The 24,562-nt window shown below is 62.4% G+C and carries 25 protein-coding genes; 14 read left to right on the top strand and 11 right to left on the bottom strand.

Annotation, left to right across the window (positions count from 1 at the left end; all coding sequences use genetic code 11):
- Positions 1-4: 4 nt before the first annotated feature.
- From PQQ86_RS14665 to PQQ86_RS14650, 4 genes are all read left to right on the top strand, one after another.
- Positions 5-805: a MetQ/NlpA family ABC transporter substrate-binding protein gene (locus PQQ86_RS14665; RefSeq protein WP_408267942.1), complete on the top strand. Its 801-nt coding sequence runs from the start codon at positions 5-7 to the stop codon at positions 803-805.
- Positions 806-1,053: 248 nt separating this feature from the next.
- On the top strand, positions 1,054-1,803 hold the full coding sequence (locus tag PQQ86_RS14660; protein WP_097390076.1) for an electron transfer flavoprotein subunit beta/FixA family protein: 750 nt from the start codon (positions 1,054-1,056) through the stop codon (positions 1,801-1,803).
- Between the two features lie 13 nt (positions 1,804-1,816).
- Positions 1,817-2,752 carry an electron transfer flavoprotein subunit alpha/FixB family protein gene (locus PQQ86_RS14655; protein ID WP_408267940.1) on the top strand — a complete coding sequence of 312 codons (936 nt, stop codon included), beginning with the start codon at positions 1,817-1,819 and terminating at the stop codon, positions 2,750-2,752.
- A 104-nt stretch (positions 2,753-2,856) separates the two neighbouring features.
- Positions 2,857-4,647 (top strand): acyl-CoA dehydrogenase, encoded by a 1,791-nt coding sequence (locus PQQ86_RS14650; protein WP_408267938.1) that lies wholly within the window; start codon positions 2,857-2,859, stop codon positions 4,645-4,647.
- A 158-nt stretch (positions 4,648-4,805) separates the two neighbouring features.
- Here the strand turns inward: PQQ86_RS14650 and PQQ86_RS14645 are convergent, their stop codons facing one another.
- Complete coding sequence (locus tag PQQ86_RS14645) at positions 4,806-6,092, bottom strand: D-amino acid dehydrogenase (RefSeq protein WP_408267936.1); 1,287 nt, start codon at positions 6,090-6,092, stop codon at positions 4,806-4,808.
- 169 nt (positions 6,093-6,261) lie between these two features.
- Between PQQ86_RS14645 and PQQ86_RS14640 the strand changes: the two genes are divergently transcribed.
- Positions 6,262-6,750, top strand: coding sequence for an Lrp/AsnC ligand binding domain-containing protein (locus PQQ86_RS14640; RefSeq protein ID WP_054036112.1), 489 nt, complete (start codon positions 6,262-6,264; stop codon positions 6,748-6,750).
- Positions 6,751-6,848: 98 nt separating this feature from the next.
- On the top strand, positions 6,849-7,994 hold the full coding sequence (locus tag PQQ86_RS14635) for a PA0069 family radical SAM protein (RefSeq protein WP_408267933.1): 1,146 nt from the start codon (positions 6,849-6,851) through the stop codon (positions 7,992-7,994).
- Between the two features lie 16 nt (positions 7,995-8,010).
- On the opposite strand, the gene PQQ86_RS14630 is transcribed toward PQQ86_RS14635, so the two are convergent.
- Together PQQ86_RS14630 and PQQ86_RS14625 are read right to left on the bottom strand one after the other, a co-directional pair.
- Positions 8,011-8,478 carry an NINE protein gene (locus PQQ86_RS14630; RefSeq protein ID WP_211706037.1) on the bottom strand — a complete coding sequence of 156 codons (468 nt, stop codon included), beginning with the start codon at positions 8,476-8,478 and terminating at the stop codon, positions 8,011-8,013.
- Positions 8,479-8,571: 93 nt separating this feature from the next.
- Entirely contained in the window at positions 8,572-9,774 is a 1,203-nt protein-coding gene (locus PQQ86_RS14625; RefSeq protein WP_408267930.1) for a PQQ-dependent sugar dehydrogenase, read from the bottom strand.
- Positions 9,775-9,946: 172 nt separating this feature from the next.
- Between PQQ86_RS14625 and rpsP the strand changes: the two genes are divergently transcribed.
- From rpsP to PQQ86_RS14595, 6 genes are all read left to right on the top strand, one after another.
- Positions 9,947-10,201, top strand: a complete 255-nt coding sequence (rpsP, locus tag PQQ86_RS14620; RefSeq protein ID WP_006476550.1) for a 30S ribosomal protein S16 — start codon at positions 9,947-9,949, stop codon at positions 10,199-10,201.
- A 117-nt stretch (positions 10,202-10,318) separates the two neighbouring features.
- Positions 10,319-11,053 carry a ribosome maturation factor RimM gene (rimM, locus tag PQQ86_RS14615; RefSeq protein ID WP_408267926.1) on the top strand — a complete coding sequence of 245 codons (735 nt, stop codon included), beginning with the start codon at positions 10,319-10,321 and terminating at the stop codon, positions 11,051-11,053.
- Positions 11,054-11,077: 24 nt separating this feature from the next.
- On the top strand, positions 11,078-11,845 hold the full coding sequence (gene trmD, locus PQQ86_RS14610; RefSeq protein ID WP_054036120.1) for a tRNA (guanosine(37)-N1)-methyltransferase TrmD: 768 nt from the start codon (positions 11,078-11,080) through the stop codon (positions 11,843-11,845).
- 155 nt (positions 11,846-12,000) lie between these two features.
- Positions 12,001-12,390, top strand: coding sequence for a 50S ribosomal protein L19 (rplS, locus tag PQQ86_RS14605; protein WP_012433948.1), 390 nt, complete (start codon positions 12,001-12,003; stop codon positions 12,388-12,390).
- A gap of 93 nt (positions 12,391-12,483) precedes the next feature.
- Positions 12,484-13,200, top strand: coding sequence for a CoA pyrophosphatase (locus PQQ86_RS14600; RefSeq protein WP_408267923.1), 717 nt, complete (start codon positions 12,484-12,486; stop codon positions 13,198-13,200).
- Positions 13,201-13,315: 115 nt separating this feature from the next.
- On the top strand, positions 13,316-14,254 hold the full coding sequence (locus PQQ86_RS14595; RefSeq protein WP_093640616.1) for a CobD/CbiB family protein: 939 nt from the start codon (positions 13,316-13,318) through the stop codon (positions 14,252-14,254).
- Positions 14,255-14,405: 151 nt separating this feature from the next.
- Here the strand turns inward: PQQ86_RS14595 and PQQ86_RS14590 are convergent, their stop codons facing one another.
- The 3 genes from PQQ86_RS14590 to PQQ86_RS14580 are packed head-to-tail and all read right to left on the bottom strand — an operon-like array spanning position 14,406 to position 16,954.
- Positions 14,406-14,726, bottom strand: a complete 321-nt coding sequence (locus PQQ86_RS14590) for a putative signal transducing protein (RefSeq protein WP_408270296.1) — start codon at positions 14,724-14,726, stop codon at positions 14,406-14,408.
- Positions 14,727-14,756: 30 nt separating this feature from the next.
- Positions 14,757-15,698: a ribosome small subunit-dependent GTPase A gene (gene rsgA, locus PQQ86_RS14585; RefSeq protein WP_408267920.1), complete on the bottom strand. Its 942-nt coding sequence runs from the start codon at positions 15,696-15,698 to the stop codon at positions 14,757-14,759.
- Positions 15,695-16,954: a M48 family metallopeptidase gene (locus PQQ86_RS14580; protein ID WP_408267917.1), complete on the bottom strand. Its 1,260-nt coding sequence runs from the start codon at positions 16,952-16,954 to the stop codon at positions 15,695-15,697. The genes rsgA and PQQ86_RS14580 overlap by 4 nt, the downstream gene beginning before the upstream one ends.
- A gap of 159 nt (positions 16,955-17,113) precedes the next feature.
- On the opposite strand from PQQ86_RS14580, the gene orn reads away from it, so the two are divergent.
- Positions 17,114-17,722 (top strand): oligoribonuclease, encoded by a 609-nt coding sequence (gene orn, locus PQQ86_RS14575; protein ID WP_408267914.1) that lies wholly within the window; start codon positions 17,114-17,116, stop codon positions 17,720-17,722.
- 56 nt (positions 17,723-17,778) lie between these two features.
- On the opposite strand, the gene mog is transcribed toward orn, so the two are convergent.
- Positions 17,779-18,435 carry a molybdopterin adenylyltransferase gene (gene mog, locus PQQ86_RS14570; RefSeq protein WP_408267911.1) on the bottom strand — a complete coding sequence of 219 codons (657 nt, stop codon included), beginning with the start codon at positions 18,433-18,435 and terminating at the stop codon, positions 17,779-17,781.
- Positions 18,416-19,027: a ribosome biogenesis factor YjgA gene (gene yjgA, locus PQQ86_RS14565; RefSeq protein WP_408267908.1), complete on the bottom strand. Its 612-nt coding sequence runs from the start codon at positions 19,025-19,027 to the stop codon at positions 18,416-18,418. The genes mog and yjgA overlap by 20 nt, the downstream gene beginning before the upstream one ends.
- Positions 19,028-19,261: 234 nt before the next feature.
- Between yjgA and pmbA the strand changes: the two genes are divergently transcribed.
- Entirely contained in the window at positions 19,262-20,632 is a 1,371-nt protein-coding gene (pmbA, locus tag PQQ86_RS14560) for a metalloprotease PmbA (protein WP_054036131.1), read from the top strand.
- Between the two features lie 156 nt (positions 20,633-20,788).
- Here pmbA and PQQ86_RS14555 read toward each other — a convergent pair whose 3' ends face one another.
- The 3 genes from PQQ86_RS14555 to PQQ86_RS14545 form a co-directional block, all read right to left on the bottom strand.
- Entirely contained in the window at positions 20,789-21,289 is a 501-nt protein-coding gene (locus PQQ86_RS14555) for a dihydrofolate reductase (protein WP_054036133.1), read from the bottom strand.
- 176 nt (positions 21,290-21,465) lie between these two features.
- On the bottom strand, positions 21,466-23,073 hold the full coding sequence (locus PQQ86_RS14550) for a sigma-54 dependent transcriptional regulator (RefSeq protein WP_408267903.1): 1,608 nt from the start codon (positions 23,071-23,073) through the stop codon (positions 21,466-21,468).
- Positions 23,074-23,097: 24 nt separating this feature from the next.
- Positions 23,098-24,504, bottom strand: coding sequence for a hypothetical protein (locus tag PQQ86_RS14545; RefSeq protein ID WP_408270293.1), 1,407 nt, complete (start codon positions 24,502-24,504; stop codon positions 23,098-23,100).
- Positions 24,505-24,562 lie beyond the last annotated feature (58 nt).

The following is a 24,562-nucleotide window of genomic DNA, read 5'->3' as shown; positions in this document are numbered from 1 at the left end:
CATCATGCAACGTCGTTTCATTCTCAAGCTGGCCGCCACACTCGGCGCCGCGTCGCTGTTCGCTGCCGCCACCGTGGCTCACGCTGAAGACACGATCAAGGTTGGCGTCACCGGCGGCCCGCACGCGCAGATCATGGAGGTCGTGAAGACGGTCGCGGCGAAGAACGGTCTGAACATCAAGATCGTCGAGTTCTCCGACTACGTGCAGCCGAACGCGGCACTCGCCGGCGGCGATCTGGACGCGAACAGCTACCAGCATGATCCGTACTTGCAGGCCCAGGTGAAGGACCGCGGCTACAAGCTGATCCGCATCGCCGATACGGTCACGTATCCCATGGGCATTTATTCGAAGAAGGTGAAGACCCTGGCTGAATTGCAGCCGGGCGCGAAGATCGCGGTGCCGAACGATCCGACCAATGGCGGCCGGGCACTCCTGTTGCTGCAGAAGCAGGGTCTGCTGAAGCTGCGCGCGGACGCGGGTCTTAAGGCAACGCCGCTCGATATCGTCGACAACCCGAAGAAGCTGAAGATCGTCGAACTCGACGCCGCGCAGATTCCGCGCTCGCTGAACGACGTGGACGCCGCCGCGATCAATACGAACTTCGCGATGGAAGCGGGTTTGAAGCCCAGGCAGGACGCCATCGCGATCGAAGACCCGAAGGGTCCGTACGTGAACATCATCGCAATCCGCGAAGCGGACAAGAGCAAACCGTGGGTTGCGAAGCTGGTCGCGGCGTATCATTCGCCGGAAGTGAAGCAGTTTGTCGAAAGCAAGTTTGGTGGGGCGGTGATTACCGCCTGGTGATTTGACGGCCGTTTTTCGGCCGTTTCGCCTGACAAGACACGACGGCAATGCAAAATTAGAGTCGTAAGTCTTAACCCGGGGTTGTCTCCCGGGTTTTTTCGAGATTAAAATAGAACGATCGTTCGTTATTGCCGTCACGCCGCTGAGGAGCGATATCCTTCTGCTAGAGCGCCCGCGATCAGGCTGCCATGAGGGCAGTCGTTATAATGTCCGTTGGGTTGACGTATTCGTAACTTTGGAGCGTGTGCATGAAAATCCTGGTGCCAGTCAAGAGAGTGGTCGACTACAACGTGAAAGTCCGGGTCAAATCGGACGGCACGGGCGTCGACATCGCGAACGTGAAGATGTCGATGAATCCGTTCGACGAAATCGCGGTTGAAGAAGCCGTGCGTCTACGCGAAGCGGGCGTGGCGACCGAAGTGATCGCTGTGTCGGCCGGTGTGACGCAAGCGCAGGAAACGCTGCGCACAGCGCTGGCAATTGGCGCGGACCGCGCGATCCTGATCGAGTCGGGCGAAGAACTGCAGCCGCTGGCGGTCGCCAAGCTGCTCAAGGCGCTGGTCGACAGGGAACAGCCTGGGCTCGTCATCCTCGGCAAGCAGGCCATCGACGACGATTCGAACCAGACCGGCCAGATGCTGGCTGCGCTGGCGAACCTGCCGCAAGCTACTTTCGCGTCGAAGGTTGTCGTCGCTGACGGCAAGGCTACGGTGTCGCGCGAAGTCGACGGCGGCGCGGAAACGCTGTCGCTGAGCCTGCCGGCTGTGATCACCACCGACCTGCGCCTGAACGAGCCGCGCTACGTGACGCTGCCGAACATCATGAAGGCGAAGAAGAAGCCGCTGGAAGTCGTCAAGCCGGAAGACCTCGGCGTTGATGTGACGCCGCGCCTGAAGACGCTGAAAGTCGTTGAGCCGCCGAAACGCTCCGCCGGTGTGAAGGTGCCGGATGTGAAGACGCTGGTCGAGAAGCTGAAGACCGAAGCCAAGGTGCTGTGAGGAGACGGACGAAATGACGAATCTGGTAATTGCAGAACACGACAGCGCGTCGATCAAGGCCGCGACGCTGAACACGATTGCAGCCGCGCAGAAGATTGGTGGCGATATCCACGTGCTGGTGGCAGGTCACAACGCACAGGCTGCGGCAGAAGCGGCAGCGAAGATTGCAGGCGTTTCGAAGGTGCTGCTGGCCGACGCGGCGCAACTCGAAGCGGGCCTGGCGGAAAACGTCCAGGCAACCGTGATGAACATCGCGAAGGACTACACGCACATCCTCACGCCGGCGACCGCCTACGGCAAGAACATCGCGCCGCGTATCGCCGCGAAGCTGGACGTCGCGCAGATCAGCGACATTACCGCAGTGGATTCGGCCGACACGTTCGAACGTCCGATCTACGCGGGTAACGCAATCGCGACGGTTCAGTCCCAAGACCCGATCAAGGTCATCACGGTCCGCACGACCGGCTTCGACCCGGTGGCAGCAGAAGGCGGCAGCGCAACGGTCGAGAAGATCGAAGCGGCAGCCGACACGGGCCTCTCGCAGTTCGTGAGCCGTGAAGTGACGAAACTGGACCGCCCGGAACTGACCTCGGCGAAGATCATCGTCTCGGGTGGCCGGGGTCTCGGCAACGGCGAGAACTACACGAAGGTTCTGGAACCGCTGGCGGACAAGCTGAACGCAGCGCTGGGCGCATCGCGCGCGGCAGTGGATGCGGGCTTCGTGCCGAACGACTATCAGGTCGGCCAGACCGGCAAGATCGTCGCGCCGCAACTTTACATCGCGGTCGGCATCTCGGGCGCGATCCAGCACCTAGCCGGTATGAAAGACTCGAAGGTCATCGTGGCGATCAACAAGGATGCGGAAGCGCCGATTTTCAGCGTTGCCGATTACGGTCTGGTGGGCGATCTGTTCACGCTCGTGCCGGAACTGGTTAGCGAGCTCGGCTAACAGCCGCAGCGCCGTGTTGTAAAAGGCGTCTGGCAGCAAACAAAGGGCGCGGGACTGATCAAGTCCAGCGCCCTTTTTATATCAAAAGCAGGAGGAGAACTGAAATGAGCTATACGGCGCCCATCAAGGACATGCTGTTCGTGATGAAAGAGCTGGCCGGTCTCGAAGATATCGCGACGCTGCCGGGCTTCGAAGATGCCAACCTCGACACGGCGCAAGCCGTGCTCGACGAATCGGCGAAACTGTGCGGCGAAGTGCTGGCACCGCTGAACGTGGAAGGCGATCGCAATCCGAGCAGCTGGAAAGACGGCGTGGTTACCGCAACGCCCGGTTTCAAGGACGCATTCCGCCAGTTCGGCGAAGGCGGCTGGCAAGGCGTGCAACATCCGGTCGACTACGAAGGCCAGGGTCTGCCCAAGCTGATCGCCACGGCCTGTATCGAGATGCTGAACGCGTCGAACCTGTCGTTCGCGCTGTGCCCGCTCCTCACGGATGGCGCCATCGAGGCACTGCTCACAGCGGGCAGCGAAGAGCAGAAGCAAACCTACGTGCCCAAGCTGATTTCCGGCGAGTGGACCGGCACGATGAACCTGACCGAGCCGCAAGCCGGCTCCGATCTCGCGCTGGTGCGCACGCGCGCCGAACCACAGGGTGATGGGTCGTTCAAGCTGTTCGGCACCAAGATTTTCATCACGTGGGGCGAGCACGACATGGCGAAGAACATCGCCCATCTCGTGCTGGCGCGCACGCCGAATGCACCGGAAGGCGTGAAGGGCATCTCGCTTTTCATCGTGCCGAAGTTTCTCATCAACGAAGACGGTTCGCTCGGTGAGCGTAATGACGTGCATTGCGTGTCGATCGAGCACAAGCTCGGCATCAAGGCGAGCCCGACTGCGGTGCTGCAATTCGGCGATCACGGCGGCGCGATCGGGCATCTGATCGGCGAAGAAAATCGCGGCCTCGAGTACATGTTCATCATGATGAACGCGGCGCGTTTCGCGGTGGGCATGCAAGGTGTTGCCGTGTCCGATCGTGCGTATCAGCAAGCTGTGGCGTATGCAAAGGATCGCGTGCAAAGCCGGCCGGTGGATGGCTCTGCGAAACAATCGGTGGCGATCATTCAGCACCCGGACGTGCGCCGCATGCTCGCCACGATGCGTGGTCTCACCGAAGCGTCGCGCGCGTTGGCGTATGTCGCCGCGGCTCACTGCGATATCGCGCATCGTCATCCTGACGAAGCAAAACGTGCCGAACATCAGGCGATCTACGAATACCTTGTGCCGATCGTGAAGGGCTGGAGCACGGAGTTGTCGATCGACGTGACGAGCCTCGGCGTGCAGGTGCATGGCGGCATGGGCTTCATCGAAGAAACTGGCGCCGCGCAGTACTACCGCGACGCGCGCATTCTGCCGATCTACGAAGGGACGACCGCGATTCAGGCAAACGATCTGATCGGCCGCAAGACCGTTCGTGACGGTGGCAAGGTGGCGAAGGCGCTGCTGGCCGGCGTGGCTGAAACGATCGAAGCACTCGGCGCGCAACAAGGCGCTGCGTTCGAATCGATGAAGAAGTACCTGACGCAGGGCCATCGCTCGCTGAGCGCGGCGGTCGATTTCGTTGTCGCTAACACGAAGAGCGATCCTAACGCGGTGTTCGCGGGCAGTGTGCCGTATCTGAAGCTGGCGGGCGTTGTCCTGGGCGGCTGGCAGATGGCGCGTGCGTTGCTCGTGGCGGCTGACAAGCGTGCTGAAAATCCGTCGTTCTATGGCGCGAAGATCGCAACCGCGCAGTTTTATGCTGAGCATGTGCTGCCGTTGGCTTCGGCGTTGGAAGCCTCGATCGTCAGCGCGAAGGGTGGAGAGAGTGTGCTGGCGTTGTCGGACGATCAGTTCTGATGTTGCATTTCTGTCGAGCCAGGTAGCGAAGGCTCGCGCTTAAAGAGAGCTTAAAAAGACAAACGGCGCCCTGTGGGGCGCCGTTTGTCTTTGTCAGGCCGGTCTGTCTACGATGACGAACCGGCGTAACCGCTCGCGAAGCGTTAAAACATTAACCCTTAAGCATAAGCCGGACGATGCGCACCGCCGGTCTCGCCGAGATAGCGATGCACCGACAGATCGTCTGCCTTGATCGCCGGCTGCTTGCTCGACATCACGTCGGCCAGCAGTTGACCCGAGCCGCACGACATCGTCCAGCCCAGCGTGCCGTGACCCGTGTTCAGGAACAGGTTCGGCACGGGGGTGCGGCCGACGATCGGCGTGCCGTCCGGCGTCATCGGGCGCAGGCCGGTCCAGAAGGTGGCCTTCGACGTATCGCCGCCGCCCGGGAACAGATCGTTCACGCACAGTTCCAGCGTTTCACGGCGCGCCTGGCGCAACGACTTGTCGAAGCCGACGATCTCCGCCATGCCGCCGACACGAATCCGGTCGTCGAAGCGTGTGATCGCGATTTTGTAGGTTTCGTCGAGCACGGTTGAAATCGGCGCGGATGCTTCGTTGACGATCGGCGCGGTGATCGAATAACCCTTGAGCGGGTACACCGGAATCTTCACGAGGCCGGACAGGAATTTCGTCGAGTACGAACCGAGCGCCACGACAAACGAGTCAGCGCGGACCAGTTCATCGCCGCATTGCACGCCGGCGATGCGGTCGCCCGCCATGGCGAGGGCGTCGATCGGCGTGTTGTAGCGGAACTTGACGCCCAGTTGCTCGGCCATCGCGGCGAGGCGCGTGGTGAACATCTGGCAGTCGCCGGTTTCGTCGCCCGGCAGGCGCAGGCCGCCCGTCAGCTTGTGCGAAACCGCGGCGAGCGCCGGTTCGGCTTGTGCGAGTTCGGCCGGCGACAGCAGTTCATACGGCACGTTGGCTTCCCGCAGCACGGCGATGTCTTTCGCGGCGCCGTCGAACTGCTGTTGCGTGCGGAACACCTGCAGCGTGCCGCCGGTGCGGCCTTCGTACTGAATGCCGGTTTCGGCGCGCAGCGCTTGCAAACAATCGCGGCTGTATTCAGCGAGGCGGACCATGCGGCCCTTGTTCACCGCATAACGCGACGACGTGCAGTTCTGCAGCATCTGCCACATCCATTGCAACTGGAATTGCGTGCCGTCGAGGCGGATCGCCAGCGGCGCATGTTTCTGGAACATCCACTTGACGGCCTTCAGCGGCACGCCCGGCGCGGCCCAGGGCGACGCGTAGCCCGGCGAGATCTGGCCGGCATTGGCAAAGCTGGTTTCGAGCGCCGGGCCGGCCTCGCGGTCGATGACGGTCACTTCATGACCGGCGCGCGCGAGGTAATAAGCACTCGTCACTCCGACAACGCCACTGCCCAAAACGACGACTCGCATAGCTGCTCCAGGATGTTCAATAAGAGGTCTGAGGGCGGCGCGCTCGTCGATTCGTTTGAATTCGTTCGATTAACGAGGTGTAACGCGGATCGCCCAGTGATAACCGCTATACTATTAACAGTCAGGTAGGTTTTGTTATTGTATTTTCAAGATTTTCAGCAAAAACACCATGCGTACACAGCGCCAACCAATCCGGGCCCTCGACAAACTCGATCACAAGATCCTGCGGCTCCTGCAGCAGGACGGCCGGATGGCGATGAAAGACCTCGCCGAACAGGTCGGACTGTCGGTCACGCCTTGCATCGAGCGCGTCAAGCGGATGGAGCGCGACGGCGTGATCACCGGTTACCACGCGCGTGTGAACCCGGCTGAGCTGGGCGCGGCGCTGCTGGTATTTGTCGAGATCACGCTCGATCACAAGAGCGGCAACATGTTCGATCAGTTCCGCCGCGAGGTGCAGAAGATCCCCGAGGTGCTGGAGTGCCACCTCGTCTCGGGCGACTTCGACTATCTGATCAAGGCGCGCATCGGTGAAATGGCCGACTACCGGAAGCTGCTGGGCGATATCCTGCTGCAACTGCCCGGCGCGGTGCAGTCGAAGAGCTACGTGGTGATGGAAGAGATCAAGGAAACGCTGACGATTGCGGTCGGCGATTAACTCGCGCGGGAGCTGCATAGCTGGACTCGACAAACGGCGTAAACACTGTATATTTATACAGGTGTTTTGCGCCGTTTTGCCTTTTGCGTGCTCCAGCCGTGACCGATTCCGACACTCACTCCGCCAACGAATTTCCGATTGCTCCGCCCACGCCTCGCAAGGGGCGCGGCGCGGTGACGAACCTGCAAGGCCGTTACGAAGTCGACCAGCGTGAAGTGGTGGACGACGGCTGGCTTTCGTCGCCGGAGGAAGACGGCGAGCCCAAGGTCTTACGCACGCAGGTTTTCGAAGAGCGGGCCAAGACCATTCTCACGCGCAACGCGTCGCCGGATATTCCGTTCAGCGTGTCGCTGAACCCGTATCGGGGCTGCGAACATGGCTGCATCTACTGCTTCGCGCGGCCCACTCATAGTTATCTAGGGCTGTCGCCGGGGCTCGACTTCGAAAGCCGCATCTATGCGAAGATCAATGCGCCGGAGTTGCTCGAGCGCGAGTTGTCGAAAAAGTCCTATGTTCCAGAGCCGATCGCGCTCGGCGTCAATACCGACGCCTGGCAACCTGTCGAGCGCGATTTGCGCCTCACGCGGCGGGTGGTCGAAGTGCTCAGCGAGCGCGGCCATCCGTTCGCGGCGATCACCAAATCGTCGCTGATCGAGCGGGATATCGATCTGCTCGCACCCATGGCGGCGCGCGGGCAGTTCATGGCGGCTATCACCATCACCACTCTGGACGTGGATATCGCGCGCACGCTTGAGCCGCGTGCGGCCACGCCGTCGCGTCGATTACGCACGATCCGTACGTTGAGCGAGGCGGGCATTCCTGTTGGCGTCAGCATCGCGCCGGTGATTCCGTTCGTCACCGAGCCGGACATGGAGCGCGTTCTGGAAGCTTGTGCGGAGGCAGGCGCAAGCAATGCGAGCTACATCGTGCTGCGTTTGCCGTGGGAGGTTGCGCCGCTATTCAAGGATTGGCTCGCGGCGCATTTTCCCGAACGGGCTGACCGGGTGATGAGTCGCGTGCGCGATATGCGGGGCGGGAAGGACTACGACTCGAACTTCGCCACTCGAATGAAGGGAGAAGGCTTGTGGGCGGACCTGCTGAAGCAGCGCTTCCACAAGGCCGTGCGCCGGCTCGGGTTAAACCGGCGCGATCGCGGCATTCTGGATATGTCGCATTTTCGCCGGGTTGAGCCGGTGCGCGCTGAACCGCCGCGGCGCGACGATCCGCAGTTGGATCTTTTTTAGCGCGGCGCGCAGTGAGTTACTGCGACAGCGCTTTGGCGGCCTGCACCTGACCTTCGAAGTAAGTCTGGAACGAGATCGCGAGGCCCGTCATCAGCAGGAATGCGCCGATCAGCAGCGAAAAGATCACGATGAAAATGACGGTCCAGCCAGAGCGGCTTTTGCGCTGGGTTTGTGCGTTGAACTGCGCGTCCCATTTTTCATCCGGACGCAGGCCGTAGACAATTGCGGCCAGAAAGGCGGAGAGCAGCGAAACGGCGCCGAAAAATGCGAGCACCCAACCGAGCATCGAGGCCCGTTCGCTCGCCACCACCAGCATGGCGCCCGGGATCCCGATCAGCGTGCCGAGCAGATGCGCCCAGCCGTAGATGTCGCGCATGCCATACAGATAGAAGCGGTGGGCCCCGATGCTGCCGAAGAAGAAGGCCAGCGCGGCGGTAATCGTCTTGGATCTGAAATACGAGGAAGTCGAAGCAAGGGTGGACATGTAGGCGAGGGCAGAGTGACAGGCAGTCGAAAGGAACAGGGCGTCGGTAGGGCACGGACCGACGCGCATTCTACGCCCGCGGCGCGCTTACGGCTAAGGCGAGGAGTAGGTCACGCGATAGACCGCGCCGGCGTAGTCGTCGCTGATGAGGAGCGAGCCGTCGGGCAGCGGTTGCACGTCGGCGGGGCGGCCCCATACCGCTTCGCCAGGCTGGAGCCAGCCTTCGGCAAAGACCTCCTGGTGTGCGTTGCTGCCGTCCGGGTTGGTGATCACCCGCGCAACGCGGTAGCCGACCTTTTTGCTGCGATTCCACGAGCCGTGTTCAGCGATAAAAATATTGTCGCGATAAGCGGCCGGAAACATCGAACCGCTGTAAAAGCGCATGCCGATCGCGGCGACATGTGCGCCGAGTTTGACAACCGGCGGTGTGAAGGCGCTGCATGGATGATCTTTGCCGAATTCGGGGTCGGGCGTGTCGCCGCCATGGCAGTACGGAAAGCCGAAGTCCATGCCAGCACGCGGCGCGCGGTTGAGTTTGTCATCCGGTACGTCGTCGCCCATCAGGTCGCGGCCGTTGTCGGTGAACCACAACTCATGCGTCGCCGGATGCCACGCGAAGCCGACGGAGTTGCGAACGCCGCGCGCCACGACTTCATAATGGCTGCCGTCCGGGTCCATGCGGCCGATCATCCCAAAGCGGTTGCGATCTTTCAGGCAGACGTTGCAGGGCGCGCCTTGCGGCACGTACAGCTTGCCATCCGGGCCGAAAGCGATGAATTTCCAGCCATGATGGGTCTCTGTCGGCAGTGAGTCGGTGACCACGACCGGTTTGAGCGGGTTATTCAGATGGGCGTCGATCGCGTCGAAGCGTAGAATTTTCGACACCGCGGAGACGTACAGCGTGCCATCCCGCCACGCCACGCCCGCCGGCGTTTCCAGGCCGGAGGCGATCACGTGGCGGCCTGTCACGCGCCCATTCTGCAATTCGAGCGCATAGACGTGGCCGTCGAGGCTGCCTATATAAAGAATGTTCTTCGGCGAGAGCGCCATCGCCCGTGCACTCGGTACGGCGTCCGAGAGGACCTCGATGTGGAAGCCGGGCGGCAGTTTGATGCGCTCGACCGGCAGCGCGGCCAGCACCGGCAGGGCCGTGGCGGCAAACAACAACGCCGCGCCCGCTCGCAGGGCCTGAACGCAGGCGGCGCGCAAAAGGGCTGTATTCAGCGAAAAGCCGGCAACTCGCCGAAAGACGGCGCATGAAGCGAAAAAAAACGCAGGCGGCAGCAGGAGTTTCACGGGCGTTCCGTCAGGTAATTCGGGCGTTTCGGCGTGTTTCGGGGCCTTGGCCTGTATGGCCGACACAACCCCGTCGTGCAGTTTATCCGGGTAAGTGTTTGTTATGGCGTCGGTTTCCCGCTATAATCGCGTGTTTCAGTCGTTCCGAACCCCGGTTTTCAAGGATTCTAGTATGGTCATCATCCGCTTGGCTCGTGGCGGCTCCAAGAAGCGCCCGTTCTACAACATCGTCGCAACCGATTCGCGTAACCGTCGTGACGGCCGCTTCATCGAACGCGTTGGCTTCTACAACCCGGTCGCTACGAAGGGTGAGTCGCTGCGTATCGCTCAAGACCGCCTGACGTACTGGCAAGGTGTTGGCGCACAACTGTCGCCGACCGTCCAGCGTCTCGTGAAAGAAGCGCAAAAGGCGCAGCCGGCTGCTTAATGGTAGCTAGCGTGCGTATCGTCGTCGGTGCGGCCGGCGGCTCGCGCAGCTTGCGTGAGCAGTCCGATGCGCGAGTTTTGCTGAAGCAGACGTCGAAGTTGGCAGCGAGGTGCTCTTATGTCTGAACGTGATTCCGGCAATTCAGGTCGCGTAAAGACAAAAGCGGCAGCCCCGCGCGCGAAGACGTCTGGTCAGGCGCCGTTCGGTGCATTCGTCCGCAAGCCGGTCGAAGCGGCCGAGGGGCAGGCGAAAGCCAAAGTTGCAAACGCCGCTTCCGGCACAGCAGAAATGCGAGCGGAAACGGTGGAAAGCTGGCCGGCCGATGCGGTCGAGGTCGGTGCAATCGTTGACGCTTACGGCCTCAAAGGCTGGGTCAAGGTAGCCGCGCATGCGGATGCCGGGCACGGCGGAGACGCATTGCTAAGCGCGAAGCGCTGGTGGTTGCTGAAAGGCCACGAGCGCAAGTCGACGCCGTCATTACAGGCAAAAACGCATAGCGACAGTATCGTTGCCCATCTTGGCGGCGTAGCTGACCGCGATGCGGCACTGGCACTGCGCGGCACGCGCGTCTATATCAGCCGCAGCGAATTTCCGGCCCTCGGGGCCGACGAATTCTACTGGGTCGACCTGCTCGGCCTGGATGTGGTGAACCTTGCCGGGGTCCACCTCGGCAAGGTTGCAGACATGATCGACAACGGTGCGCACTCGGTGTTGCGCATCGAATATCCGGATACCGACAAAAGCGGTAAGCCGGTCACCGGCGAGCGTTTGATCCCGTTCGTCGGCGTCTTTGTCAAAACGGTGGATCAGGCGGCGAAGCAGATCATCGTCGACTGGGAAGCCGATTACTAAATAACTCGCTGACTGGAGAGAGCGATGCAGTTCGATGTCGTGACGCTCTTTCCTGACATGTTTCGTGCGCTGACCGACTGGGGTATCACCAGCCGTGCGGCGAAGCAGGAGCGCTACGGGTTGCGCACGTGGAATCCACGCGATTTCACTACGGACAACTACCGCACAATCGACGATCGCCCCTACGGCGGCGGCCCCGGCATGGTCATGCTGGCCAAGCCCCTGGAAGACGCGATCGGCGCGGCGAAAGCTGCGCAGGCGGAGCAGGGCATCGGCGCGTCGCGCGTCGTGATGATGTCGCCGCAAGGCGCCACGCTGAATCACGATCGTGTCATGCAGTTCGCGGCCGAGCCCGGTCTGATCCTGTTGTGCGGGCGTTATGAAGCGATCGATCAGCGTTTGCTCGACCGTGTCGTCGACGAAGAGGTCAGTCTCGGCGACTTCGTGCTGTCCGGCGGCGAATTGCCGGCGATGGCGTTGATGGATGCCGTGGTGCGTCAGTTGCCCGGCGTGCTGAACGACTCGCAATCGGCGGTGCAGGACAGTTTCGTCGATGTGCTGCTGGATTGTCCGCATTACACGCGTCCGGAGGAATACGACGGCGTGCGTGTGCCCGATGTGCTGCTTGGTGGCCATCATGCGGAAATCGAAGCGTGGCGTCGGCGTGAAGCCTTGCGCAACACGTTGAACAAGCGGCCCGATCTGATTGTGAAGGCCAGAAAGAACAAAATGTTGAGCCGTGCCGACGAGGCATGGCTGACGAGTCTCGCGAAGGAAGTGTCGAAGGCGTGAAGCCTTGGGCTTTCGAGCGGACATAGGCGGTGCCGCACATGCGTGTACGGCGCCAGATGTGAACCCATCCTCTATCGGGGCCGTAGCCAAGCGCAACAGGTAAAACCAGCGCGCGGCAGGTACGAACGCCGACAAGATGGACATAGGAGTCAGTGATGAATCTGATTGCAATACTCGAGCAGGAAGAAATCGGCCGCGCCCTCGGCGAGAAGACCATCCCCGAATTCGCCCCCGGCGATACGGTGATCGTCAGCGTGAACGTGGTTGAAGGTACGCGTAAGCGTGTTCAGGCTTACGAAGGCGTCGTGATCGCCAAGCGTAACCGTGGTCTGAATTCGTCGTTCATCGTCCGCAAGATTTCGTCGGGCGAAGGCGTCGAGCGTACGTTCCAGACGTACTCGCCGCTGCTGGCAAGCATCGTCGTGAAGCGTCGTGGCGATGTGCGTCGTGCGAAGCTGTACTACCTGCGCGACCGTTCGGGCAAGTCGGCTCGGATCAAGGAAAAGCTGGTCGCGAAGAAAGACCGCGCTGCTCCGGAAGCGTAAAAGCTGTAAGAAAAAGCACCCCTCGCGGGTGCTTTTTTGTTTGCCAGGTCAAAATAGCGGAATGTCCCCTAACCGCTCATTCCGAGAGACCCGTTGATCCGCCCCGCCTTTGAGCCTGAAACTCTACCTGTCGAAGCGACGGGTGCCGATCTGCCACCGGTGGTTGCCGGGCGCCTGACGCCCGACGGTCTGCGTGCGCGCTTCGAGCAGCGTCTGAGCTGGACGCCTGAGCCGATTATCGAAGCACCGTGGCGCGATCAGCACGTCGATCCGCGCGTTGCCGCTGTGCTGGTGCCGCTGGTCGTGCGCGACAACGGCCTCACCGTGCTCCTGACTCAACGTGCCGACCATCTGAACGACCACGCCGGCCAGGTGAGCTTTCCCGGCGGCCGTCATGAACCGTTCGACGCAGATGCAACCGCCACGGCGTTGCGCGAGGCGCAGGAAGAGGTCGGTCTCGATCCGTCACGCGTTGAAATTCTCGGTGCGTTGCCCGACTATCTGACGGGCACCGGTTTTCGTGTGACGCCCGTGATCGGTCTGGTGCATCCACCCTTCACGTTGAAAGCGGATGCGCTCGAAGTGGCCGAAGTCTTCGAAGTGCCGCTCGCTTTCCTGATGAACCCCGCACATCACGAAGAGCGAGTGTTTCGTTACGAAGGTGGCCAGCGCCGCTTTTTCGCCATGCCCTATCCGCGGGCCGCGTCGGCGGAAGCTGTGGATCGCGAGGGGCAGGTGGGCGGCCACTATTTCATCTGGGGGGCGACGGCGGCGATGCTGCGCAACTTCTATCGCTTTCTCGCGGCTTGAATCGCCGCAGGTTGTGCACTTGTTGGGTGTTTGTCAACGTCCGTGCTCAGTGGCATCCGACCCTGTGCTATCGTTATAAAACAATCGTAAAAACTCGAAAAGCACGGCGCATCGCATGACTTTTTTCTCCGTATTGCTGGCTCTGATTATTGAACAGGTCCGCGCGCTGTCGCTGAACAATCCGGTGGCGGCATTGCTTCAATACCATGCGGAGTCGGCGGCGCACGGATTCGATGCCGGCAAGCCCAAGCATGGCCTGCTCGCTTGGCTGGTGGTGGTGGTGCCCTGGACGCTGGCCGTCGCGCTTATCTACTACGTGCTGTATCACATTCACTTCGCGCTGGCGTTCCTGTGGAACGTCGCGGTGCTGTACTTCACGCTCGGTTTCCGGCAGTTCAGCCATTACTTCACGGATATTCACCTCGCGTTGAACAACGACGACGTCCCGCGTGCGCGTGAAATCCTGAATGAATGGACCGGGCTCGATACCGTGGATATGCCCGTCAGCGAAATCGTGCGTCATACACTGATTCACGCGGTGGTCGCCTCGCATCGGCATGTGTTCGGCGTGTTCTTCTGGTTCCTGATTCCGGTCGGGCCGGCGGGCGCGGTGCTGTATCGCATCGCCGAGTATCTGGCGCGCACGTGGGCACGGCCGGTCGACGATCGCACCGCGGCGTTTTCGAGCTTCGCTCAACGTGCTTTCTTCGTGATCGACTGGGTGCCGGCGCGGCTCACGTCGCTGGGCTTTGCGATTGTCGGCAATTTCGAAGACGCGATTTATGCATGGCGCAACCATGCGCGTCAGTGGCCGGATGCGAACGACGGCGTGTTGCTGGCTGCGGGTAGCGGTGCGTTGGGCGCGCGATTGAGCGGGCCGCTTGCCGAACCATCGAGCCTCGATGCGCTGACTACCGGCGACGGCGGCCCGATGCAAGTCGGCGACGACTGCACGCCGCGCACGCTGCAATCGGCCGTGGGTCTCGTGTGGCGTGCGGTGGTGCTGTGGATGATTTTGCTGTTGATGCTGACGATCGCGGTGTGGCTTGCCTGATGCAGCTCGCTTGAGTCAGCGCGCGACTAACGCAACGCAGAAAAAAGCCAGGTTATGAACCCGGCTTTTTTATTGTCCACGGCACGGCGGTTTTACTGCGTCGCACCTGAATCTCAATCGCTTCACCCTCTATCAGCCGCGGCCAACCACTTCATCCATCCAACGGATCACGCGCCGTCCCACACTGCCAGCACACCGTGAACTGCGCTTCGAGCGTCTCCCCGCACTGACGGCATCGCCACGAAGGCGACCCCGCAGCGGGTCCATGCGAAGCCGCATCGATCAACCGCCGCGCCATCACCTCATCGCGCTCATCCACAAGCCACAGCTCCGGCGCGCACTGATCCGCCGGAATATCACCGAGCGCGCCGTTCAGATAACGGTTGTGCAACTCGCAAGCGATGCCCGCCGTCTCCAGCACATTGATCCAATGCTGACCGATGATCAGATTCGGCGCGCGCATCAATTTCATCATGAATCCATGGTTTGACAGCGGCGCACGTTAGCGCACGATCTGACTGGCTTCGTGCACCAGTTGGGCGTACAGGGCATGCCGTTCGCGCCGGATGCGGCCATCGGCGACCGCTTCGAGAATCGCGCAGCCTGGCTCCTGCAAGTGATGGCAGTTGTAGAAGCGGCAGTTCGGCAGCAACGGCCGGAACTCGGGAAACGCGCGCTCAAGCCGGCCTTCGGTCAGATGATGCAGGCCGAATTCCTGGAAGCCCGGCGAATCGATCAACGCGCCGCCGTCGGCGCCAGGCAACGGGTAGAGCCGCGTGAAGGTGGTGGTGTGCCGGCCGCTGTTCAACGCGGTCGAGATCTCGCGCGTCGCGACTTCGGCATCCGGAATCAGCAGATTCACCAACGTCGATTTGCCCATGCCCGACTGGCCGAGCAGCAGCGTCGAGTGACCTTGCAGATGCTCGAGCAAAGCGGGTCGCGCGCCATCAGGCTGCGTCTTGATCGACACTTCGACCACGGTGTAGCCGAGCGCGCGGTACGGCTCGAGCCGCTTGCGCGCGCCTTCCAGCGCGCCGGTCACGTCGATCTTGTTCAGCACGATCAACGGCTTCAGCTCATTCGCCTCAGCAGCGACCAGCGCGCGGCCGAGCAGGTCTTCGCTGAAATGCGGCTCGGTTGCGAGCACGATCAGCAACTGGTCGAGATTCGCGGCAAACAATTTCGACTTGTACTGATCCGAGCGATACAGCAGATTGCGCCGCTCGCCGATCTCGACAATCACACCCTGATCCGCCGAAGTCGGTTCGTAAATCACGCGATCGCCGACCGCCACTTCGCTGCGCTTGCCGCGCGGGAAGCACTGAAGCATCGGACTGCCGTCTTCCGGCGCGACCAGGTAGTGCCGGCCATGAGCAGCAATCACCAGACCGCCTACGCGCGTGCTGGACGGCGCGCGCGGCGCTTTCGGGGAGCGGCCGCTCATGCGTGCCGCAGCAGGCGGTCGATCCGCTGCGACGCTGGCGGGTGCGAGTAATAGAACGCGGTGTAGAGCGGATCGGGCGTCAGGGTCGACGCGTTGTCCTCATACAGCTTGACGAGCGCGTTGACGAGGTCTTGCGCATCGGTTTGCGTCGCGGCGAAGGCGTCGGCCTCGAACTCGTGCTTGCGTGAGCTGAGGCTGCCGAGCGGCGTGACGAAGAACAGGAACACCGGCAGCGCTAGGAAGAACAGCACCAGCGCGAGGCCGCTATTGCCGCCGATCAGCGACGGCCGCACGCCCAGGCCTTCATAAAACCACACGCATTGCGTCAGCCAGCCGAGCAGGGCGAGCATCACGAGGCTGATCGCGAACATGACGACCATCCGCTTGATCACGTGACGGCGCTTGAAATGGCCGAGTTCGTGCGCGAGCACCGCTTCGATCTCGTTGCCCGACAGGCGCGCGAGCAGCGTGTCGAAGAACACGATCCGCTTGGCCGCGCCGAAGCCGGTGAAATACGCATTGCCGTGTCCCGAACGGCGGCTGCCGTCCATCACGAACAGACCCTTGGCGGCGAAACCGCAGCGCTTCATCAGCGCTTCGATGCGGCTTTTCAGCGCTTCGTCCTTGAGCGGCTCGAACTTGTTGAAGAGCGGCGCGATAAACGACGGATACAGCACCAGCACGAGCAACTGGAACGCAACCCAGACGATCCACGTCCACAGCCACCACAGGCTGCCGGCCTGGCTCATCAGCCACAGCACGACGAACAGCAACGGCAGGCCGAACGCGGCGCCGAGCAGGATGCCCTTGAGACGGTCGAGAAAGAAAATGCCCTTGCTCATGCGGTTGAAGCCGAAGCGTTGCTCGACCACGAATTGCCGGTAGTACTCGAACTGCAGATCGATCATGCTGGTGATCGCGATCACCGCCGCGACCAGCGCGATCTGGCCGGCGTAGCCGCGGCCCAGCCAGTCGGAGATCGCCAGATCGAGCGCCTGCACGCCGCCGAGCAGCGTCAGCCCGACCAGCACGGCCGCGCCGACGACGATCTCGATCATGGTGAGGCGCGTGCGTTCGACGGTGTAGTCGGCGGCGCGCTGGTGCGCGGTGAGCGCGATGGTGCCGGCAAACTGGTTCGGCACCTGCTCGCGATGGCCGGCGACGAAGCGGATCTGCCGCGACGCGAGCCACAGCTTGGTGCCGACCATCGCCACGACGGCGACGACGAACAGAACAGTGAAGTACAGGGTAGGCATCCGGGGATTCCGTGGTATCTATGCGAGAATTATATGTTTCTTCCCGCCTGGCGGCGGGGGGATAAGATCAAACCCGGCTTAAACCAATCTCATACGAACATTCGCCGCGGCAAGCGTGCTTCCAGAGAAGCCGTCTGCGCGGCCATCAGGATTGCCTTCATGACTGACATCCTCTCATCCACCGAACAGCCGCCACTCGTGCGCAGCGACATGAATCTCGTCTGGCTGGACATGGAAATGACCGGGCTCGAACCGGACACCGACCGCATCATCGAAATCGCAGTGGTGGTGACGAATTCGACGCTCGACAGGTTGGTCGAAGGGCCCGTGCTGGCGATTCATCAGAGCGACGAGACGCTCGCCAAAATGGATCAGTGGAACCAGAACACGCATGGCCGCTCGGGGCTGATCGACCGCGTGAAGGCGTCGACGGTGAGCGAAGCGGAAGCGACCGAACAGATTCGCGATTTTCTTGGCGCTTATGTTCCGCCGGGCAAATCGCCGATGTGCGGCAACTCGATCTGCCAGGACCGCCGCTTCATGGCGCGCTGGATGCCGGATCTGGAACGCTTCTTCCATTACCGCAATCTCGACGTCAGCACGCTGAAGGAATTGTGCCGCCGCTGGCAGCCGACGATCTACAAGGGCTTCCAGAAACGCGCCATGCACACGGCGCTGGCCGACATCCATGAATCGATCGACGAGCTGAAGTACTATCGCGAGCACTTCCTGATTCCGACGGCGCCGGAAGCGTCGGCGGCGGAGTAACGCTGTTGCGGCTTCGGCGGCGCTGGTAGTGGAATAAGGTCGCCGCGGCTTTGAACTCAACCCTGCCGGGGCGCGCGCACCGCGTTCTTCGGCCGGAACGCCTTCACCACGTCGGGGTTCGTTTCCACATACGGACCGCCGATCAGATCGATGCAGTAAGGCACCGCGGCGAAAATCCCAGCCACCTTCACGGCGCCGCTTGCGTCTGCGTCACGCAAACCTTCCAGCGTTTCCTTGATCGACTTCGGCTGCCCCGGCAGGTTGATGATCAGCGCCGCGTGATCCGCGGTTTCGCGGATCACTGCCATCTGGCGCGACAGAATCGCGGTCGGCACGAAATTCAGGCTGATTTGCCGCATCTGCTCGCCGAAACCCGGCATTTCCTTGGTCGCAACCGCCAAAGTCGCTTCCGGCGTCACGTCACGGCGCGACGGGCCGGTGCCACCGGTGGTCAGCACCAGATCGCAACCCACTTCGTCGACCAGTTCGATTAGCGTGGCGGAAATGGTGGGCGCATCGTCCTGAATTAGGCGGGTGACCACCTGAAACGGCGAGGTCAGGGCGGCGCCGAGCCATTCCTGCAGCGCCGGAATGCCTTTGTCCTCGTAGACGCCTGTCGACGCGCGATCGCTGATCGACACGAGGCCGATCACGATTTCGTCCGGATGCTCGCGCACCAGATTACGCGCCGGCTTATTCGTCGCGGTCGTCATCGTCGTCTTCCAGCGCGTCTTCTGCATCGGAATCAGCGTCGGCGGACGGGCCGTCGGCGTTCTTGATCCACTGGAACAGCTCGCGGAAGTAGCGCGGCGGCTTGCTTTGCTGTGCTTCCTTGCGGGCGTTGCGGATCAGCGTGCGGCCTTGCTGCGGATCGGCGTTCGGGTGCTGGCGGATGAATTCGGTCAGCGCGGCGTCGTCGGCGAGCAGTTTCTCGCGGGTGCGCTCGATCCAGTGCAGTTTGGCCGTTTCCGCCTTGTTGACGCCGTTATAGGTGTCGAGCGCGGTGCGCAGGGCGGCGGTTTCCTCGTCCAGCAGCGAGCGCATCACGCGCCCGACGTACTGTACCTGGCGGCGCTTGCCTTCGTGATCGGTGATGCGGCGCGCTTCGCGCACGGCGTCGTCGAGCTTTTCGGGCATCGGCATGCGCTTGAGCGCGTCTTTCGGCAGGGCGATCAGCGCCGAGCCCAGTTCCTGCAGCTCGTGCATGTCGCGCTTGAGCTGGGACTTGCTGGGACGGTCGTAGCCGTTCTCGTCGACTTCCGGCTCGGCGGATTCGATGGGTTGAATGCGGGTTTTGCGTGTCATATCGATATTGTAGCGTGCCGCGCACGCTGAACCCGCCGTGCTGCTGTGCACAAGTGCGCTCGCCGGCTTTAGTGGACGCGGCGAATGCCAGGTACGGCTTCGCAACCCTTGCTATGATCGCGGGATGCGTTACTACGCAAACGCGCACGCAAATGCACTTGGAAATGCGCACGCACGTGCGTGGCATGGGCGAACACACAGGGCCGCTCGGCCCCGAACAGGACGGCAACGACAATGGCAGCAGACATGGACGTCAAGCAGCGCTTTTTTCCGCATACCCAGGATGAACTGAAGGAAATCGCCTCGGACATCCTTCGTCACGCGAAGTCGCTCGGCGGCACCGACGCGGCGACCGAGATCTCCGAAGGCGACGGCCTGTCCGTCTCCGTGCGGCGCGGCGAAGTCGAGACGATCGAACACAACCGCGACAAGATGGTCGGCGTGACGGTGTTCATCGGCAACAAGCGCGGCAACGCGAGCACCTCGGATTTTTCTTCGCAGGCTTTGAAGGACACGGTCGCGGCGGCGTACAACATCGCCCGCTTCACCGCGGAAGACGACTGCGCGGGTCTCGCCGAAGCAGACCTGCTCGAAACCGCGCCGCGCGATCTCGATCTGTATCACCCGTGGAATCTGACGGCCGACGAAGCGGTGGAAATTGCCCGCCGCTCGGAAGACGCCGCGTTCGCCACCGATCCGCAGATCAAGAATTCGGAAGGCGCAAGCGTCTCGGCGCAGCATTCGCAATTCGTGCTGGCCACTTCGCGCGGCTTCCTCGCGGGCTATCCGTACTCGCGCCACTACATCGCCTGCGCGCCAATCGCCGGCAGCGCGCGCAACATGCAGCGCGACGACTGGTACACGTCGACCCGCAGCGCGGCCGACCTCGCGGATCCGGAAGCGGTGGGCCGCTACGCCGCGCAACGGGCGCTGTCGCGCATTGGCGCGCGCGGGCTCGACACGCGCAAGGTGCCGGTGCTGTTCGAAGCGCCGCTCGCCGCCGGCATTCTCGGCGCGTTCGTCCAGGCCACGAGCGGCGGCGCGCTGTACCGTAAGACCTCGTTCCTCGTCGATAGCCTCGGCAAGCCGGTGTTCGCGCCGCACGTTCAGGTGGTCGAAGATCCGCACGTCGCGCGTGCCATGGGCAGCGCGCCGTTCGACGAAGAAGGCGTGCGCACGAAACAACGTTCGGTGGTGAAGGACGGCGTGGTGGAAGGTTATTTCCTGTCCACCTACTCGGCGCGCAAGCTCGGCATGCAGACAACCGGTAACGCCGGCGGCTCGCACAATCTGTCGCTGCGCAGTTCGAAGACGCGCCCGGGGGACGACTTCGAAGAAATGCTGAAGAAGCTCGGTACCGGCCTGTTGCTGACCGAACTGATGGGGCAGGGCGTGAATTACGTGACGGGCGACTATTCGCGTGGCGCGTCGGGCTTCTGGGTCGAGAACGGCAAGATCCAGTATCCGGTCGAGGAAATCACGGTGGCGAGCACCCTGCAGGAGATGTTCCGCCATATCGTCGCGATCGGCGCGGATACGATCACGCGCGGCACCAAGGAAACGGGCTCGGTGTTGATCGAACGGATGACGATCGCGGGGCAGTAAGCGCTTCGATCAAGCGCCGGCCGGCTGCACAACGGCGCTGCAAATAGAAACGCCACGCAAGCAACTGCGTGGCGTTTTTTTGTGCGTACATCTTGAGTGGTGGCGAATGACGAATGCGCGAAGCGCGGATCGTCAGTCAGGCGCGCTGCAATACCCTCAAGTGCCCTTGCGCTTATACGTCACGAACGCGTAATCGAAGTCATTCGGCGCGTCTGCGCGATGCGTTTCATGCGCGACTTCTTCCCACTCGCTTTCATCGAGCTCGGGGAACGTGGCGTCGCCTTCGAAGTCGGCGGAGATCTCGGTGATGATCAGCTTGTCCGCCTGACGCAAACCTTCTGCATACAATTGCGCGCCACCGATCAGAAACGCTTCCGGTGCCTGATCCTGGGCGGCCAGCTTCAGCGCGTCTTCGAGCGTGGTGGCCGCGTCGCAGCCCTGAAAGCGCCGTGCGGCATCCCGTGTCACGACAATGTTGCGGCGTCCCGGCAACGGCCGGCCGATCGATTCATGCGTCTTGCGGCCCATGATGATGGGCGCGCCCATCGTGGTGCGCTTGAAGAACGCGAGGTCTTCGGGAAGTCGCCAGGGCAGCTGGTTGTCGCGGCCGATCACGCCGTTATTGGCGCGAGCGACGATCAGGGTGAGCGTCGTCATCGAATGGAAAGGGGAACGTAACCAGGATGATTCTACCTGAGGCGCAACACGGTGCCGCTATGTCAGTCGGCCGGAGCCCGGACGTGGGGCTACGCGGGAGCCCGCCTGACCCGTTGACTGGTTGACGCTTCCACCGTGGCACCTGGCGCGGCACTGGCCGGGCAGCCGGTGCCGCATTATTCGTGGGCAGCCTCGTCGGCGACGCTCGGTTCAAACGACGCCTTCTCGTCAACGGCACTCAGCTCCCGCAACCCGTGGTGACCCATTAGCCGGTACAGCGTGACGCGCGAAATATTCAGATCGATCGCCGCCTCGTTCAACCGATGGCGATGCCGCAACAACGCTGCTTCGATCGCGCGTTTCTCGGCGGCTTCGCGCGCCTGCGAGAGACTCATGGTCTCCTGCTCGGTGAACTGCGCGAGGTCGAGGTCTTCGGCGGAAATCAGCTTGTTTTCCGCCATCACGATCGCGCGGCGCACCCGGTTGATCAACTCCCGGACATTGCCGGGCCAGCCATAGTTGTACATAGCCTCGATCGCCGACGGCGTAAAGCCGCGGATTTTGCGCGCGCTGTCGGTCTTGAACTTGTGCATGATGTGATGCGCAAGAATCTCGATGTCCTTGCCGCGGGCGCGCAGCGGCGGCTCGTCGACACGCAGCACGCACAGGCGGTGGAACAGGTCGGCGCGGAACCGTCCGTCGCGCATCGCGATCTCGAGATCCACGTGGGTCGCCGAAATGATTCGCACATCCACCGGGATCGATTCGCGGCCGCCGAGCCGGTCGATCTTGCCTTCCTGCAAAAAGCGCAGCAGGCTTGCCTGGCTTTCCAGCGGCAGGTCGCCGATTTCATCGAGCAGCAGGGTGCCGCCGTCCGCGGCCTCGACCCGGCCGATCTTGCGCTGGTTCGCGCCGGTGAACGCACCGCGTTCGTAACCGAATAGTTCGGACTGCAACAGATGATGCGGAATCGCGCCGCAGTTGATGGCGACGAACGGCGCCTTGCGGCGCGGCGAGCGTTCGTGGATCGCCAGCGCCGTGAGTTCCTTGCCGGTGCCGGATTCACCCGAGATGAACACGCTGGCGTCGGTGTTGGCGACTTTGCGAATCGTGCGGAAGAGTTGCTGCATCGCTTCGCAGGTACCGACCATTTCATCTTCGTCGTCGGCAGCGGGCGCGGCAGGCGGGATCTCATCGGCATCGCACAACGTCACCATGCCGAATGCGTGACTGGCGAGGTAGTCGATCGTGGCGTTGGCCACCGGTGTCTTGACGTAGTCGAAGCAGTAGTGGCGGATCAGGCGCCGCACGTTGGCGTCGGCGAGGCGTTCCGAAGTGGCGAGCGCAATCCAGCCGATCTGCTGTTGACGCAGGCTCGCTTCGAGGCCACCAAGGTCGCGCGGCGCAAAACTGGCCAGGTCGACGATGCCGGCGCATATCACGTCGGGCTTGAGCAGGCGCGAGACCTCATGCGCCGAGCGGGCCACCATCACGTGCCAGCCGCGGCTCTTCAGATGGGCGGTCAGCGCCTCGTCCGGCGTGCGCGCGACGTACAGCAGCGCCCGATCGGTCCGCGTGTGCAGCAGACCGCACCCATTCGCGGCGGGGGCGGCCTCGCGCACGCGTCCCACAGTGGCCTCCTGAGGTCGCGCCAAAGAGACTTCCGACGGCCGCCCCACGAGGACTTCCGCTGCCCGGGTCACAGAAACATCCGACGCTCGGGCAATCGACAGATGTGTGCCGGAGGGCGGTGTAACGCTGCTCAAATGGGGTGATTCGCGCACGATCAGCCTCGTATCGTTGGCACGTCAAAAAGTGTAGGGAAAGCGCACACCGATCACGAAGTTCGGTGTGTCGGGTGTGAGGCCGACCGATACCGAACCGTTGATCGTCAAGTGCTTGTTCACTACGTGATTCAAACCGAAGGTCAATGCGGCAGCGGTGGTCTCGCTGCCCGGCACCTTCGAATAGGTTCCGCCTGGCGACTTGGTCTGCGATTCGGGTTCCAGCGCCATGGTGTACGAAATGCTGGCCGAGTCCTTGTCCGAGAACGCCAGCGCTACGCCGCCGCCGAACTGCACGACGTCGCCGATCTTGACCGTCGCCGGTTCGGTCTGGCCGATGACCGACGAGATGTCCTGGAACGAGCGGGCAATGTTGTAGGTGTACGAAACGCTGCCGAACAGCACGACCGGATCGTAGGTCTTCAACACCGACAGGCCCGCCGTGATGTTCCAGAAGCCGGTGCCGGTGGGCAGCTTGGTGGGGGCGACGAGGTTGGTGTTGTTGGCGTCGACCTGCGCCAGCTTGATGCCGAACGGCGACGAACCGGTCGGCGCCTTGATGCGCAGGCTGCCGACCAGGTCCGGCAGATTGTTGGTTTCCTTCAGGAACTGGTAGTAGATCCCGAAGTTGACGTCGCCAATGTCGCTCGAATTTGCCGAGGCGTCCGAGACCGTATTCGCCGCTCCGCCGGCTCCGCCGACGATGAAGTTGCTGTGCCGGTAGATATAGGGCACGTCGACGTCGACGCTGATGCGATCGGTCAGACCGTAGCGCGTGTCGAGGTCGGCCATCACCTGGTGCGACTTGGTTTCGCCGAGGTTAATGTTGCCGAGGAAAATCGCATCGAGCGCGAGGAAGCCGGACAGTTGCAACTGGCGGCGGTCGTAGTAGGTATCGTTGATACCCCAGTCGAGGGTCAGCTTGTGCTCGAACAGCGGCGTGTGCTGCTGGCTTTGCACCACTGCGTCTTCCGATTGGGTGCGCACCGGTTGCGCGGCCTTCTGCGTCTGCCCGACTGCGCCGCTGCCGTCCGTCGCGGCCGGCAGGCCGCCGCCACTGCTGCCTTCCGGCACCGGCGGCGTGACCGGCACGCCTGTTGCGGTACCCGTGGCGCCCCCCGGCGCGGGGGTGCCCGGATTCACCTGGGCAAGCGGCGGCAACGGCACAGGCAGGCCGTCTGAGCCAGGCTGCTCGGCGACCGCGGGGTTGCCGGCCGGCTCACCGTAACCCGGTGCGCCGCGGCCGCGCTGCGACATTTCGAGGTTCGTGACCTGCCGTTCGAGTGAGATGATCTGCTTTTGCTGCTCGCTGACGACACGCATGAGCGTGTTCAGCCGTTCTTCAACTGATTGATCGGCGAGCGCCTGCGCGCTGGCCCCCTGCGATAGCGCAAACAGCATGACGGCGGCTGGAATAGCCGCTAACGCCATGCGCGGCGCCCCGGTCTTTGAGAATCTGATCATTTTTGTTCCCCCGGTATTCTGACTG

Origin of the sequence: Paraburkholderia sediminicola (genome assembly GCF_046026675.1) — a bacterium.
Classification (GTDB): domain Bacteria; phylum Pseudomonadota; class Gammaproteobacteria; order Burkholderiales; family Burkholderiaceae; genus Paraburkholderia; species Paraburkholderia sediminicola_F.
This window is presented reverse-complemented; position numbering and strand designations above follow the sequence as displayed.